11 protein-coding genes are annotated in these 14,614 nt (G+C 34.7%); 2 read left to right on the top strand and 9 right to left on the bottom strand.

Going from position 1 to position 14,614, the window contains the following annotated elements:
- Positions 1-29 precede the first annotated feature (29 nt).
- The 8 genes from uppS to MKS83_RS16760 form a co-directional block, all read right to left on the bottom strand.
- Positions 30-779: a polyprenyl diphosphate synthase gene (uppS, locus tag MKS83_RS16795; RefSeq protein ID WP_100377839.1), complete on the bottom strand. Its 750-nt coding sequence runs from the start codon at positions 777-779 to the stop codon at positions 30-32.
- A gap of 7 nt (positions 780-786) precedes the next feature.
- A complete protein-coding gene (locus MKS83_RS16790; RefSeq protein WP_100377838.1) occupies positions 787-1,677 on the bottom strand; it encodes a DUF6089 family protein in 891 nt (296 codons plus the stop codon).
- Between the two features lie 209 nt (positions 1,678-1,886).
- On the bottom strand, positions 1,887-4,388 hold the full coding sequence (locus MKS83_RS16785) for a polysaccharide biosynthesis tyrosine autokinase (RefSeq protein WP_240580556.1): 2,502 nt from the start codon (positions 4,386-4,388) through the stop codon (positions 1,887-1,889).
- A gap of 2 nt (positions 4,389-4,390) precedes the next feature.
- Positions 4,391-5,251: a polysaccharide biosynthesis/export family protein gene (locus MKS83_RS16780; RefSeq protein WP_240580555.1), complete on the bottom strand. Its 861-nt coding sequence runs from the start codon at positions 5,249-5,251 to the stop codon at positions 4,391-4,393.
- Between the two features lie 35 nt (positions 5,252-5,286).
- On the bottom strand, positions 5,287-6,408 hold the full coding sequence (locus MKS83_RS16775) for a glycosyltransferase family 4 protein (protein WP_240580554.1): 1,122 nt from the start codon (positions 6,406-6,408) through the stop codon (positions 5,287-5,289).
- Positions 6,409-6,499: 91 nt separating this feature from the next.
- Positions 6,500-7,501: a glycosyltransferase family 2 protein gene (locus MKS83_RS16770; RefSeq protein ID WP_240580553.1), complete on the bottom strand. Its 1,002-nt coding sequence runs from the start codon at positions 7,499-7,501 to the stop codon at positions 6,500-6,502.
- A gap of 3 nt (positions 7,502-7,504) precedes the next feature.
- Positions 7,505-8,575: a formimidoylglutamase gene (locus MKS83_RS16765; RefSeq protein WP_240580552.1), complete on the bottom strand. Its 1,071-nt coding sequence runs from the start codon at positions 8,573-8,575 to the stop codon at positions 7,505-7,507.
- A 113-nt stretch (positions 8,576-8,688) separates the two neighbouring features.
- Positions 8,689-9,777 (bottom strand): glycoside hydrolase family protein, encoded by a 1,089-nt coding sequence (locus tag MKS83_RS16760; RefSeq protein WP_240580551.1) that lies wholly within the window; start codon positions 9,775-9,777, stop codon positions 8,689-8,691.
- A 165-nt stretch (positions 9,778-9,942) separates the two neighbouring features.
- Between MKS83_RS16760 and MKS83_RS16755 the strand changes: the two genes are divergently transcribed.
- Positions 9,943-10,956 carry a serine hydrolase domain-containing protein gene (locus MKS83_RS16755; protein WP_240580550.1) on the top strand — a complete coding sequence of 338 codons (1,014 nt, stop codon included), beginning with the start codon at positions 9,943-9,945 and terminating at the stop codon, positions 10,954-10,956.
- Positions 10,957-11,030: 74 nt separating this feature from the next.
- Positions 11,031-11,963 carry an alpha/beta hydrolase family protein gene (locus tag MKS83_RS16750; protein ID WP_240580549.1) on the top strand — a complete coding sequence of 311 codons (933 nt, stop codon included), beginning with the start codon at positions 11,031-11,033 and terminating at the stop codon, positions 11,961-11,963.
- A gap of 69 nt (positions 11,964-12,032) precedes the next feature.
- Here the strand turns inward: MKS83_RS16750 and topA are convergent, their stop codons facing one another.
- A complete protein-coding gene (gene topA / locus MKS83_RS16745) occupies positions 12,033-14,594 on the bottom strand; it encodes a type I DNA topoisomerase (protein ID WP_240580548.1) in 2,562 nt (853 codons plus the stop codon).
- Positions 14,595-14,614 lie beyond the last annotated feature (20 nt).

Raw genomic sequence — 14,614 nt, 5'->3', positions numbered from 1 at the left:
TTATCGTAGTCTTTCTTTTCTTAATTCTTTTACTGAACTTTTATTTGTTCTCCGGTTTTCCCGTATCTTCTTTCCTTATTTTGATAGTTTAAGATACACTGGAAGAAAATCTCTTTTGTAAAGTCTGGCCAAAGTATATCTAAAAACTGTAATTCAGCATAGGCAATCTGCCAAAGTAGAAAATTACTGATTCTTACTTCTCCACTCGTCCTAATCATTAAATCAACCGGTGGAAAATCTTTTGTATATAAATAGCTTTCAAATGTTTTTTCATCTATTTTATTTACATCAAGCCTTCCCTCTTTCACATCGGTACTGATTTCCTTTACAGCATTCAAAATTTCATTTTGAGAACCATAACTAATCGCGAGAATCAGATTCCCTTTTGAATTATTTTTGGTGAGTTCTATAACTCTTAACAGCTGATCTTTTACAAGTGGTGGTAATTTTTCCAAATTCCCAATCACATGCATTCTTAACCCTTTGCTAAAAATCTCATCGGCTTCAAGCAATAAAGTTTCCATAAGTAAATTCATTAATGTATCTACTTCGTCATCTGGTCTGTTCCAGTTTTCCGAGGAAAAAGTATAGAGGGTTAAATAAGGGATATTAATTTCGTTACAAGCATTAATAGCATTTCTTACCGCATCAATGGCATTCTTGTGACCAAATGTTCTTTCTTCCCCCCGAGATTGGGCCCATCTTCCATTTCCATCCATAATGATGGCAACATGTTGCGGGAGGTTTTCGGGATCTATTTTATCTTTTAACAACGACATATTTTAATTAATCACAATAACACGGAGGTCTTCCAAAAGAATAGGTTAGTCCTAAACTAAAAGTATTTAACCAATCTCTGGATTCTCCGTCTCCTATAGTTCTAGTTCCTTTGTAAGCAGCCTCTCTTTCCTGAGAAACAATGTAATAATTTCCTGTTCCCAACAGCGAACCTCCTCCTGGAGATAAAATATCGGAATTATATGTTGATTTCACATCTTTTGGCAAAACCTTACTATAATCCAACTGGTCTGTCAGTGTCAATCTGAATGTTGCCTCTGCAAAAACAGCCCAGTTATGGTTGAATTTATACTTCAAACCAACTCCAAAAGGCACATGCATTGCTATTTTCTTTCCTGTAGAATATACTGCAGTGGTTGTAAAGTCTTCTTCATTAATCGGTGCTTGTGCTACTCCGTCTGCATCTCTTTTGAAATCGTGTACTAGAGTAGTTTTCGGAGCATCATACATAATCGCTCCTACCCCCGCAAAAATATAAGGACTCAACATTCCCATCTGCTCATTATTCACCGGTAAAAAATTATATTCAAAGCTTAAACTAGCTTCATAAACATTATTTTTACCAAAAGCATTTCTGTTTCTTCTATATTGTTCTTTAGCAGCTTTATCGCTAAACTGAATTTGATTGTACCCCAAATCTAGTCTTACCGTTTGATAAGGGTTAAAATTAAATCTATATAATAAACCACCATAAAACGGAACTCCCCAATCAGAAACCCTATCCATACTCAACGGTTTTTGTAAAATATAATTGGTATTTCCTACATCGCCTACCAGGTTACTCATCCCCAGTCGGATTCCCAATTCATTTCTTTGTGCCTTCATGCTTACCATTGTTCCCATAACGGTAAGAAAGCTAAACAATAATTTTTTATTCATAAAAGAATATGGATTTATGGTTATTTTAAAAATTAATTTTTGCAAATATAAAACATTTTTATATTAATGATATTCTTAATGTTTAGTTAAAAATAAACAAAAAAACATAATTTGTTATAAAGTAAACGGCAAAGTCCTCAAAATATTTCTTTTTCTGCATAAAGAAGAAATTCATTTCAACAATTCACTTATTACAGCATGCTAAAATATTACTTCTTTCCCAATATTTGCTGTATTTTATTTCTTAATCTGATTAATAGTGGTTCTTTATAATTTTTATCTTCATCAAAATAGCCATAACCATAGCCGTAACCATAGCCGTAGCCGTAGCCGTAACCATAGCCATAACCTTGCTTCGTATTATAATCGTTATAAACAAGCCCTAAATTTCCTACTTCCTGATTATGGTATTTCTCAGTAATCATTTTAAGCATGTATTTTTCGGTATATTCATGACGAACTACATAAATATTAGCATCAGAGTATTTCATTAATTCATAGGAATCTGCTACTAATCCCACCGGCGGAGAATCGATAATGATAAAATCATACATTTCCTTAAGCTTTTCAATAAACTCAATATTTCTTTCGCTCATCAAAAGTTCTGAAGGATTAGGAGGAATAGGCCCTGAGGTAGCCACATCTAAATTAGGAATCTTTGTACTATTAATAATCTGGTCTATAGACACTTCACCAGTAAGGTAATTAGAAATTCCGTATTTGTTATCAATATTAAAGTCTCCAAAAATCTTAGGCTTTCTCAAATCCATTCCAAGTAAAATGGTCTTTTTATCACTCAACCCTAATACAGAAGCTAAATTAATTGAAACATATGTTTTTCCTTCTCCTCCAATAGAAGAAGTAATCAAAATCACCTTGCTTTTCTGGTTTTCGTTTAATAAAAATCTGATATTGGCTCTTATTCCCCTAAATGCTTCTGAAACGGAAGATTTCGGAGACTGAAGAACGGTAAGCATATTTTCATTATTATTATTTCCGATAACTCCTAGTAGCGGTATTTTGGTAACACTTAAGAGCTCTTTAATATTTCTGATTTTATTATCCAGAACTTCTCCTACAAAAATAAACAGTAATGGTAAAAATAAAAACCCTCCTATAATTCCTAGCTCAGTTCCTTTTTTATTGGGTCCTACAGGCGACTGTCCCAAATTTTTAGCGGGGTCAATCACCGTTATATCCGACTGGTTGGTAGCCACTTTCATTTGCGCTTCATTTTGTCTTCCCAACAAGCTGTTATACGTAGCTTCAATCATGTTATACCCCCTTTCTGCATCAAGATATTTTCTTTCTTTTTCAGGATAAGCGACAAGATCAGAATTTGCGTCTGCTACTTCTCTGTCAATTTTATTAATTTCATCATAATAACGGGTATAATAACTTCTTAAAGAATTTGCCGAACCGGATTTAGCTTCATTAATCAGCCTGTTGATTTCAATCATAGGTTCAGAATTGGGCTTATAGATGGAAGCCATTTCTCTTCTTTTAAGATAGAGTGCTTTCAGTTCAGATACAGATGCACTAAAGAAGCCGTCTTCAAATCCTGCTGCTCCCGTACTGATCATTCTGTCAAAGTTCTGATTATCGATCGTTGTTCTGATAGAATTCAATGAGTTTACTTTACTCAGAAGGTCTGCTTTCTTAGCTTCCAGGTCTTTTATTTTGTTCAAAGACTTTTCATCTCTGTCTTTAATGTCATATAGCTTTTCAGAAGTCTTCAGATAGTTCAGTACCGAAGCGCTCGAATCCAGTTTCTTTCTGATTTCGTTCAAGCTGTTCTGTAAATAGACATCTGTATTTTTATTAATGATATTCTTATCCGCCAGTCTTTTCTTCTGAAGTTCAGCCACAGATTTGTTCAGGAAGTTAACCGTTCCATTCAGATTAAATCCTGTTTTTGTAATAATCATAATGGTGTTGATTTCTTTGTCAAAATCAACATTAATGGTTGAAACAATACCGTTTACCGTCTGGTTTACCGTTTCTAAGTTCACAATAATATTATCCAGCTTTATGCTTGGTGTAACAGGATTGGGCACTAATTTAAATCTTAAATTAGGAGAAGTATACCATTCATTTAATTTTATTGTTTTATTGGCCGGTTTTGGGAATTCGGCAATATTTTGAAATCCTTCTATCTCATAATTGTATAAATTCCCTGAATGACCTTCTTCCGGCAATACTACTTCATAAGAATTATTTCCCTTTGGTAATAAGGTAATAGGGTAATTCACCTGCTGTAAATGTTTTCTATCAATCTCTAAAAAGACCGGAGAATCATTTTTATCTAAATAAGTAGATTTTAAGGTCCCTTTTGTAGAAAAGTTCACAAAAAGGCCTAATTCTTTTACCAGAAATTCATTATGAGACCTGGATAAAAGCATTTTTTTAAGATAAATCCCGTCCTGATTACCTCCTTGTCCCCAGATAAAGTTAATAGACTGATTAGGCGTAAAATAACTTGCCGTATTGTTGGAAACACTTAAGGACAGATTGGAAGCATAAATATTTTGTGCATAATATTTACTATACACCCAGGAAAGGCTGTATCCAAGAAAAAACATCAGTACAAACCAATACCAGTTTTTTATGATTCTTCTTATGAAATTTTCTATATCAAATAAAGAAAAAGCTCCACTTCTATCTTTTGAGGAATCATTTTTCGCTAGACTCACATATTTTTCAGGAATCATGATTACAGTGTTTTTATAAGTAAGTAGATAGACAAAGCTGTCGTAAGAAGAGAAACCCCTGTTGTTATAGTCTGTATAGGGTCTTTTCCAAAACCATTCAGGCTTTTCGCTCTTGTATTCAGGTAAATTTCATCACCATTCTGAACGTAATAATAAGGTGAATTCATCACATCTTCACGGGTAAGATCTATTTTAGCAATCTTGATTCCCTCCGGAAGTTTTCTATGAATCACAATAGTTTTTCTGTCAACCGTTCTGTTAAGACCACCATTCATCGCCAGAGCTTCTGTAATGGTAAGTGTATTTTTATGGGCCACTTTTTCTCCTGTAATTCCTGTAGTTTCTACATCTCCAAGAATATAATAGGTAATACCGTCCGTATTTAAACGCACTTCAGATTTTCCATCCTGGAAGTTTTCATTTACCTTCAGTTGGATTTCCTGGGTTACCTCTTCAATAGTTCTTCCTTCAGCTTTTATATAACCTATTCCAAACACATTGATATCGCCCTTTGAATCTACTTTAAGACCATTAAAATAGAAATTCAGGTTACCTCCGTTTCTTCCGTTAGTGTTATTTATACTTGTCATGGCATTATTGGCCACCTGCCCGGAATTTGCTCCTCCCGATGTATTATACGTTGAGTAAAACTGAGCAGCATCTCCTTTAGGAGTTGTAATAATGTTCAAGTTAAGGATATCGTTTTTGGTAATCCGATATACCGGTATATTGTATGGAACAAGTCCTTCTTCATTAATAACCAAACTTTCATTGGGCTGCATATATCGTACTTCTTTTGTAGTGATACAAGACGTCATAACAAAAGCCAGTAACAAAAGGAATAAATTTTTATAATTCTTCATCAGATTTAAGTTGTTTGCAAAAATAAAAATTAAAACTATTTCTTTACATTATTTCTTAAATAGTATACAAAATTTGGTAAATATGCACCAATAAACCCTAAACACAAAACAATAATCAACAACAGACCTACATTGATATGCCTAAGGTAATTTGCAATAATGATTATGAAAAGATAGTAAGAAATAATATAAAAAGTAGATCTTCTGTGGGTAAAACCAAGCCTTAAAAGCTTATGGTGAATATGGTTTTTATCTGCCTTAAACAAAGATTTCCCATTAATCAGCCTTACAATCATAACGTTTAAAGTATCTACGATGGGTAAAATAAGAATTGCAACAGCCACAGCCGGAGCTGCAGGCAGATGATAGCGAGGCACGGCAGGATCTGTCTTATCAATAAAAATATCGATAAAGCAAATACTGGTAAATGCAAGCAGAAATCCTAACAGCATAGATCCCGTATCTCCCATAAATATCTTGGTAGCCCTGTAATTGGATAAATTATAATATAAAAATGCCAACACTGACCCCACAATGACAGCAGAAAAAACAACCAAAGGATAATTATATTCTCCCAGTCGATAATAACTGATCCCGAATAGAGCACTGCATATTAAGGAGTAACCTCCAGCCAGACCATCAATTCCGTCGATCAGATTGAATGCATTAATGAGTACAATAAAAGTAAGTATACTGAAGACCACACTCACATAGTAGTTAATTTCATAAATCCCACAAATCCCGAAAAGACTTCTAATTCTGATATCCGACCCGATTACGATCAATGAAGACACCACAATTTGTGCAATGAGTTTCTTATAAGCCCTCATTACGACAATATCATCCATGATCCCAACATAAAGTAGGATAACCAGTGATGCAAATAAAAACTTATAAAGCTCGAAGAGCTCATACGCAAAAATAGAGGCACAGACTCCGATAGAATAAAATATAGCAGCTCCGCCAAGGTTTGGAATCTTTCTCAGGTGAGAGCTCCTGATTCCCGGTTCGTCCATTAAATTTTTTCTTCTGGAAATTTTTATGATGGTAGGAATGGAAAAATAAGTAATTAAAAAAGAAAACAAGAAACCTAACCCTATTTTTATGTAAAAAATAGAAATTCCTTTTCCCACTAAGAACAGCTCAAAACTCTGCATTCTTTATTGTTCAGGCATTTACAGTGTTAAAGAATCAAATGAGATTTAATCTTGATTCACCATCTAATTATTACTTCGCCTGCATTTGTGTTTATACTAATTTTCTTATCAGCTTTTTCTGCCCTGCAAAAAACAGCAAATAAAAAATTTTCTTCCTTACAGACAAAGATAAAATATAATTTCTATCAAAACGACTATAACTTAATATATCTTTAATTTTAACTCCCTTTTTTTTCCTGAAAACATCAAGCTTATCACTCATTTCATAAAATAAGTTCTCATCTTTTACAAAAGCAAGGTAAGCCAGAAAGGTATAAATACCTTCCAAAATATGAAAGTTTTTGAGCTCTTTTCTCTTATGAGAATATATGGATTTTTCAAAAGCAACTTCTACGTCCTCAACAGCCTGAAGAATATCCAGTCCTTTTTCAGTATGGGTTTTTGAGATCGAATTCTGTCGCTCCAGGTACTGATAATGAAAATGTTGGGTTTGGGCAATAGTTTTACACTCCAAAAGCAATTGCGGAATCAGCTGAATATCTTCAAAAGAAATTCCTTGTTTAAATCTTTTGGTTTCGAAAAGTTCTTTTTTAAATAATTTATTGCATGCAAAGTAACTTATATCCGAAAAAACAGAAAAATGGGTTTCAAGATCTATTTTTTCGGGCATATTGGGAATCTGCGTCAGCTTTTGAATAACATTTCCTCTCTCATCCACTTTCTGAATATTGCAGATTACCATTTCAGCGGAATGCTTTTCTGCAAGACCAAGCATTTCTTCAAACATGGTTTCCAGAACATAGTCATCACTATCTACAAAGCCTATATAGTCTCCGATTGCGTTATCAATCCCAACATTTCGGGCGTCACTTAGTCCACCGTTTTTTTTATAAAAAGATTTAATCTTTTCCGGAAATTTTACCGAAAAATCGTTAATAATTTTCCCTGAATCATCCGTACTTCCATCATTCACTACCAAAATCTCAATATTCTGATAGGTTTGATTCACCAAAGAGTCCAGACATTTTGCCAAATAATTTTCGACATTATAAACAGGAACAATGATGGAAATTTTTGAGGGAACGTTTTTCATAGATTAAATTTTCGTAAGCCGGGTATTCAGCCAGCCTCTTTTGGCTTCATCAAAATCTTTTCTTGAACAAGGAATACAGTTTTCTATATTTTCATCCTCTCCAAAATACCAAAGGTTACTGAAAGTATCACGCTTGAAAGCATATTGACGGTCATCCACCAAAACATAAAAGACTTCGTAATGTCTTTCTTTCGGATGAGACTTTTGAATATTAATTCCTTCGATCAGATACCAGATCATTTGTGCCAAAAGCTGGTGATTCAGCTGATTTTCAGAATAAATATTGTAATTAAAGATTCCTACGGATTTCAGGTTTTCACTCAGGCCGATCTCCTTCATATAAGCACAGATTTCCCTTCTGTTCAGACCATTCACCTGTGGATTCATAGAAAAAGGCTCACTGAAACTTTCTATTGCATCACAATTCACCGTCACTAAGTCCGCTTTTCTGAAGAAAGGTTCGGTTTTTTCTGTGGAATTCATCATTTCAGCAAGACGGATAATATCAAACTCCACTTCTTTAATTAATCTTACAGAATCTACCTCATTTAAATGTTTTTGATACCCTAAATGATGATAATTTTTAATAGAAAAATTCTTGGCTCCAAAAATTTTGCTTAAAAAAGTATGTTCGTTGATCATTTCACCCTGTTTCAGAGAAATAATATTACTGATTTGAGTATAATTAATATTTTTTGTATGAAAATTAAGTGCCGAAAAAAGCGAAAATGCAAAGTCATTAGAACCTCCAATAATCACCGGGATTGCTCTTTTATAATGACAAGCCGATAACACTTCCTGTAAGATATAATGAGAATCCTGAACGGATTTTCCCGAAACCAAATCCCCAAGATCCACAACCGGAATTTCAAAATCCAGTTGCGAAAGCTTATAAAATTCTTTTCTGATTCCTGTAAAATCCTGCACTTCGGCATCCCCATTCGCTCCCCTGTAATCCGAAACAAAAAGAAGAACAATACTGTCTTCCTTGATGTCTTTGGCAATCTTATTTCCTATTTGCCAGCTTTCCGTTTTGAAATTTCTTGGTGAAATGATAAAATCTTCGAAGTTCATGTATAATCCGCATTAGTTCCACAAACTTACAAAAAACCCCATCAACTTAAAATCCTGTCCCATTTTTATTCTAAAAAACAGCAACAAATTTTCAGCAATTTGTATAATCCATTCTAATTTTTAGAACTCATTATTTCAAAAACAAAAGTTGTGGATGTTTCAAATTCGCCACCTTGCGTTGCCCCGAATAAAAATTTCGGCGTTTCTCCATTTTTATCCAGTAAAATCATTGGCCGTTCCAATCTTCCGAATCGATTTAGATTTTTGGGAGGAACCGGTTCTGTGATGTAGCTCTTCATATTAAGATAGGCGATCTCCGGTTGTGACCAGTGAATTCCATCTTTTGTAGTTAAGTGCAAACCATATTCATGGTTAAAAAATCCCATATCACGGGCAACCATATGATATTTCCCTTTTTGCTTCCAGACAAAAGCATCTTCCAATTGCGCATTATTTGGTAATGATGAAAAATCAATCACCGGGTTTTCCGAAACTTTCACATAAGGTCCCGTTGGAGAATCTGATTTTGCTAAACCATATTTTCTGTTTCCGCGAATTGGTCCTTTTTGAGTTTCATATTCATGCGTGTTCCAGGATTTGTAAAACAGCCAATATTTTCCGTCATTCCCTTTTACGAAAGCCGGGTTTGTCGTACAATGATCGTCCCATGAACCTTCTTTTCCTGGAAGAAGCAAAGGCTGATCGGGTCTTGCCCATTCTTCATCCAAACTTTTTGAGGTTGCCAATCCAATTCTTTTGGTATTTGTTTTTCCGTTGGAAGTTCCCATGAAAAATAGCAAATATTGATTTCCAACTTTCTTAATTAAAGGATTGTGACAAGTCGTTGCATCCCAAAAACCTTCACCTCTTGGCGCCAGAATGACTTGTTTATGTTCAAATTTATCAAATGGAGAATTTGCTTCTGCACGACAAATTTCAGAACCGTTGAGCCAGCCTCCCATTCCTTTTTCTTTTTTCCATCGGGAATAAAAAAGATGAACTTTTCCGTCTTCACCCCAAATCGGAGAGCTACACCAAATATAGTACCCTTCCAAAGCAAGTTGCCTTCCGATTGGTTTTAAGTTGAAATAGGGCTTTTCTTCTGAAGATAATAAACCTGTAAATGATGATCCGAAAAATACGGCCGCCATTCCTAAAGCTGAAGTTTGCAGAAATTCTTTGCGGGTGAAAGGTTTTTCCATTGCATTTATTTGAAAGCTAATTTAGAAGAAACGAGTCTAAGCAGTGTCCTGCTCCTTCAGGATAATTTTTCATTTATCCAAATTCTTAATAAGAACATTACTATATTTGAATGATTAACATCATCAACAAAAGAAATCTAAAAAAAGCATTCTAATAACTTAAACATGAAATATTATAAATCATTGCTTTCATTTATAGCTACTTTCTTAATTACAATAAATAATCTATTTGGTCAAACAAAACAAATCAATCAAATTGATTCCTTAATGAGGCACTCAAGCCAAATTGGCATTTTTAATGGAAATGTTTTGATCGCAAAAAACGATAATACAATCTACAATGCTTCCTTTGGCTTTACAGATGCTACAAAAACTCAAAAACTAACACCCGATTATAAATTTAATATTGGCTCAATTACTAAAGAATTTAGTGCCGTTGCTTTGTTACAATTACAGGAACAGGGTAAATTAGAATTAGATGATAAGGTTTCCAAATTTATTCCGGAATTACCAAAATGGGCAAATGAAGTTACGATAAAAGATATATTACAGTACACAAGTGGGCTTCCTAATGTAAACTGGAAAAAAATTAAAAGCAATCAAGATGTTTTTGATGATTTAAAATCAGTCGACAAACTAGATTTTATTCCAGGAACTCAATACGATTACAACATGAATAATGTTTTTCTAAGACAGTTTATTATTGAAAGAATTACAGGAATGATTTATAAAAAATATGCAAAAAAATACATTTTCAAACCATGTAAAATGAATTCATCTGAAATTACACCTATTGATAATGTAAAGTTTATTGCAAAAGGATATAACAACAAGCATATCGAAGATAAGCCAGATTTTTTAATTGGAGGAACTTTCTTAACTACAAATGATCTGCTAAAATTCTCAAATTGTCTTCATTCAAAAAAATTAATCAATGAAAATTCACTGTATGAATTAGGTCAACAATTTCATCAAGAAGATACCCAATCTGCTTTAGGCGAAGCAAAATTTGTAAATAAACATTTGATTCAGCATTCTCATGATGGAAGAGCAGGAAGTTATGAAGCGATTTTAGTTTCTGATCTAGATGAGAATTTCACTATTATCTTATTAGGAAACAATTATAACGGAAAGATATTTGAAATCTCAGATGCAATCAAAGCAATTTTAAAAAACTAAAAATATAGTTTACCAAAGAACAATTGAATATAATGAACACAAAATTTCACTACACTAATAAAAGATAAACTAAAATGATAGCTATAGATAAATTGGCTCATTGTAAAAACATTATAAATACAAAAACAATTTGCAGGAATTTGCTTCTCATATTATTTCTTTTAAGTACTATCAATCACATATTCGCAATTCCTCCAAACTTTACGACTAAAAATATAAAATTTCTAAGTGAAGGAGACACGCTTTCTGGAACAATTTTCACACCGGAGCATATTTCTGCAGCTGTTGTAATGGTTCATGGATCCGGACAGGAAAAAAGAATGACAGAATTTGCGACACTTCTGGCAAAAAATGGTATTGCTGTTTTAACGTATGACAAACGTGGCGTCGGAGAATCTGCAGGTATTTATGCAGGACCCGAAGTCGGAACCAATAATGTTGACGCCTCCAATCTTACTCTTTTATCTCTGGATGCGAGTGCAGCAGTAGATGTTTTATCTAAAGATTTATCAAACAATAAAATTCCTATAGGTTTAATTGGAGCAAGCCAGGCCGGATGGATCATTCCTTTGACAGCAGAGAAAAACAAGAAAGTCAAATTCATGACTATATTTAGTGGCGCATTGATAACGGTAAAAGAACAACTTCGGTTTCAGTTTTACACCAACGGGAATTCAAATTTCTGGGATACACATACGGATGAAGACGCCAGAAAACACACTATGAATGATCCGGACAAATATGAGTTTACAGACACTAATCCATTAGATGCTCTTTCTAAAGTATCAGTTCCTGGGCTATGGATTTTTGGAAGCAAAGACATCCAAGTTCCAGTGAACTTATCTATTGAACATCTCAATACATTAAAGGCAAAAGGTAAGCGCTATGAGTATAAATTATTTCCAGCATTAGGACATAATACTGCATTCTCAAACTCCGAAGAGCCTATGAACATCGCTTTGAAATGGATGAAAAACATAAAAACATTGAAAGTTCAAAAGTATTGAAAACAACCATTAAACTAGCATAATGTATCTAAAGAAAAAAGCACAGATTTTGGTCTGTGCTTTTTTAATTTATTTCTTTTTGGCAACTGTTTTCTTTGCTGTCGTCGCCTTTTTAGTCGTAGCAGCTTTCTTCGCAGCAGGCTTTTTCTTTTCAGCAAAAGCTTTCGGATCCTGATCGATAATCCATTTTTTAACCTCATCAAGAGAAACGTCTTTCAATTCTTCGCTCTCATATTTGGTATCATCTGCTTTTTTCGGAATTTTGAACATTGCCTTTCCGAACTTGATGAAAGGCCCCCATCTTCCGTTTTCAATGGAAATTTTTTCTTTTTCCCACTGTTGGATATATCTGTTGGCTTCTTTTTCCAGTTTAGCATCAATCAATTCGTTGATATCGCTTTGAGAAAGATTTTCAAAATCATATCTCTTCGGAACGTTTACGAAGATACTTTGATATTTGATGAAAGGTCCGAATCTTCCCGTCCCTTTTGTTACAGGTTCACCTTTGTAGGTAGCAATTGGAGCATCCGCAACTTTCTTTTCATTGATGATTTCTTCTGCACGTTTCTGATCTACTGAAAGCGGATCTTCACCTTTTGGAATACTGATGAAAGTTTCACCCCACTTCACATAAGGGCCGAATCTTCCGACCCCCACCGAAACAGGCTGTCCGTCAACTTCATTTAAATCGAATGGAAGTTTGAATAGTTCCAGAGCCTCTTCAAAAGTGATGGTTGCAATATTCTGTCCAGCCATTAATGATGCGAAAATTGGTTTCTCTTCATCATCCGTTTCTCCGATCTGAATCATCGCTCCAAATCTTCCGATTCTTGCGTGGACATTTTTACCGGTTTTAGGATCAACACCCAAAAGTCGATCTCCTGTTGCTCTTTCTGCATGTTCTTCTACATCTTCAATTCTAGGATGGAATTTTGAGTAGAAATCCGTCATCATTTCTTTCCATTTCTGGTCACCGTTGGCAATTTCATCGAAACTTTCTTCTACTCTTGCCGTGAATCCGTAATCTAAGATTTCTTTAAAGTTATCTGTTAAGAAATCACTTACTACTTCTCCGGTGTCCGTCGGAACGAACTTATTTTTATCCCCTCCAAATTTCTCTTCAAGGACTTCTTTTTTAATTTTATCTTTTGCCAAAGAAATTTTTACCACTTCTCTCGTTTGCGGTTCAATTTCTCTTTTATCAACATATTCACGGTTTTGAATGGTCTGAATGGTCGGCGCATATGTAGACGGACGACCTATTCCCAATTCTTCAAGCTTTCTTACCAAACCGGCTTCCGTATACCTTGCGCTTGGTCTTGTGAATTTTTCTGTTGCCGTAATTTTTTTATACTCTAAAATTTCTCCAACGCTTACTTTCGGAAGCAATTTTTCGTTGTTTTCTTCGTCATCATCTTCAGTTTTTACGATTCCGTAAGCTTTTAAGAAACCATCAAAAATGATTACTTCGCCCTGTGCTTCAAAATACTGGGGAAGTTTTGCATTTCCGATTTCAATTATTGTTTTCTCAATTTTAGCATTGGCCATCTGAGAAGCCAAGGTTCTTCTGTAAATTAACTGGTATAATCTGTTTAATTGAGCATCTCCGATACTTGTCACGGCAAAATCTGTCGGACGAATTGCTTCGTGAGCTTCCTGAGCCGATGCAGATTTAGTGGTATAATTTCTTGGTGAAGAATATGCTGCTCCGTATTCTGAGATGATTTGTTTTTTTGCACCTTCTATAGCTTCCTGAGAAAGGTTTACCGAATCCGTTCTCATATAAGTAATGTATCCTTCTTCATACAGTCTTTGTGCAAGACGCATGGTGTTGGTCACATTATATCCTAATCTTGAAGAAGCTTCCTGCTGCAAGGTAGAAGTCGTAAATGGCGCAGAAGCAGAACGTGTTCCCGGCTTGGTTTCAACGTTTAAAACTTTAAATTCAGCAGTTCTTGCCTGTTCCAGGAAATTTTCCGCATCTTCTTCTTTATCAAAATCCTTTTTAAGCTTTGCTGAAATTTCCTGTGCAGCTTTATTTAAGAAAATTCCGTCCAGTTTAAAGCTTGCTTTGGGTACAAATTCACGGATTTCTTTTTCTCTTTCAACAATTAATCTTACCGCAACCGATTGTACTCTTCCTGCAGATAATCCCGGTTTTACTTTTTTCCAAAGAACCGGAGACATTTCGAAACCTACGATTCTATCCAAAACCCTTCTCGCCTGTTGAGCATTGACTAGGTTCTGGTCTATATCTCTTGGATTTTCAATTGATTTTAGAATGGCATTTTTAGTAATCTCATGGAAGACGATTCTTTTTCTGTTTTCCGGCTTCAGTTTCAATTCTTCCGCCAAGTGCCATGCAATAGCCTCTCCTTCGCGGTCTTCATCGGAAGCCAGCCAAACCATTTCGGCTTTTTTCACCGCGGCTTTCAATTCTGTTACCAATTTTTTCTTGTCAGCAGAAACTTCGTAATCGGGACTGAAGGTAGCCAAGTCAATCCCCATTCCTTTTTTAGGCAAATCCCGGATATGTCCGAAACTGGATTTCACTTCAAAATCCTTACCTAAATACTTCTGAATAGTTTTTGCTTTTGCCGGTGATTCGACGATTACTAAATTTTTCGACATTCTAAAAATTTTTTGCAAAA

It is taken from the genome of Chryseobacterium sp. Y16C (genome assembly GCF_022488405.1).
Lineage (GTDB): Bacteria > Bacteroidota > Bacteroidia > Flavobacteriales > Weeksellaceae > Chryseobacterium > Chryseobacterium geocarposphaerae.
The sequence above is the reverse complement of the archived record's forward strand: the minus strand, read 5'-3'. Positions and strand labels throughout refer to the sequence as shown.

What these genes read in the sequence shown, in the direction of transcription:
- MKS83_RS16775 (WP_240580554.1), bottom strand. Translation starts at nt 6,408, where the DNA reads ATGCAGAGTTTTGAGCTGTTCTTAGTGGGAAAAGGAATTTCTATTTTT.
- MKS83_RS16760 (WP_240580551.1), bottom strand. Translation starts at nt 9,777, where the DNA reads ATGGAAAAACCTTTCACCCGCAAAGAATTTCTGCAAACTTCAGCTTTA.
- MKS83_RS16790 (WP_100377838.1), bottom strand. Translation starts at nt 1,677, where the DNA reads ATGAATAAAAAATTATTGTTTAGCTTTCTTACCGTTATGGGAACAATG.
- MKS83_RS16750 (WP_240580549.1), top strand. Translation starts at nt 11,031, where the DNA reads ATGATAGCTATAGATAAATTGGCTCATTGTAAAAACATTATAAATACA.
- uppS (WP_100377839.1), bottom strand. Translation starts at nt 779, where the DNA reads ATGTCGTTGTTAAAAGATAAAATAGATCCCGAAAACCTCCCGCAACAT.
- MKS83_RS16770 (WP_240580553.1), bottom strand. Translation starts at nt 7,501, where the DNA reads ATGAAAAACGTTCCCTCAAAAATTTCCATCATTGTTCCTGTTTATAAT.
- MKS83_RS16765 (WP_240580552.1), bottom strand. Translation starts at nt 8,575, where the DNA reads ATGAACTTCGAAGATTTTATCATTTCACCAAGAAATTTCAAAACGGAA.
- topA (WP_240580548.1), bottom strand. Translation starts at nt 14,594, where the DNA reads ATGTCGAAAAATTTAGTAATCGTCGAATCACCGGCAAAAGCAAAAACT.
- MKS83_RS16785 (WP_240580556.1), bottom strand. Translation starts at nt 4,388, where the DNA reads ATGATTCCTGAAAAATATGTGAGTCTAGCGAAAAATGATTCCTCAAAA.
- MKS83_RS16755 (WP_240580550.1), top strand. Translation starts at nt 9,943, where the DNA reads ATGAAATATTATAAATCATTGCTTTCATTTATAGCTACTTTCTTAATT.
- MKS83_RS16780 (WP_240580555.1), bottom strand. Translation starts at nt 5,251, where the DNA reads ATGAAGAATTATAAAAATTTATTCCTTTTGTTACTGGCTTTTGTTATG.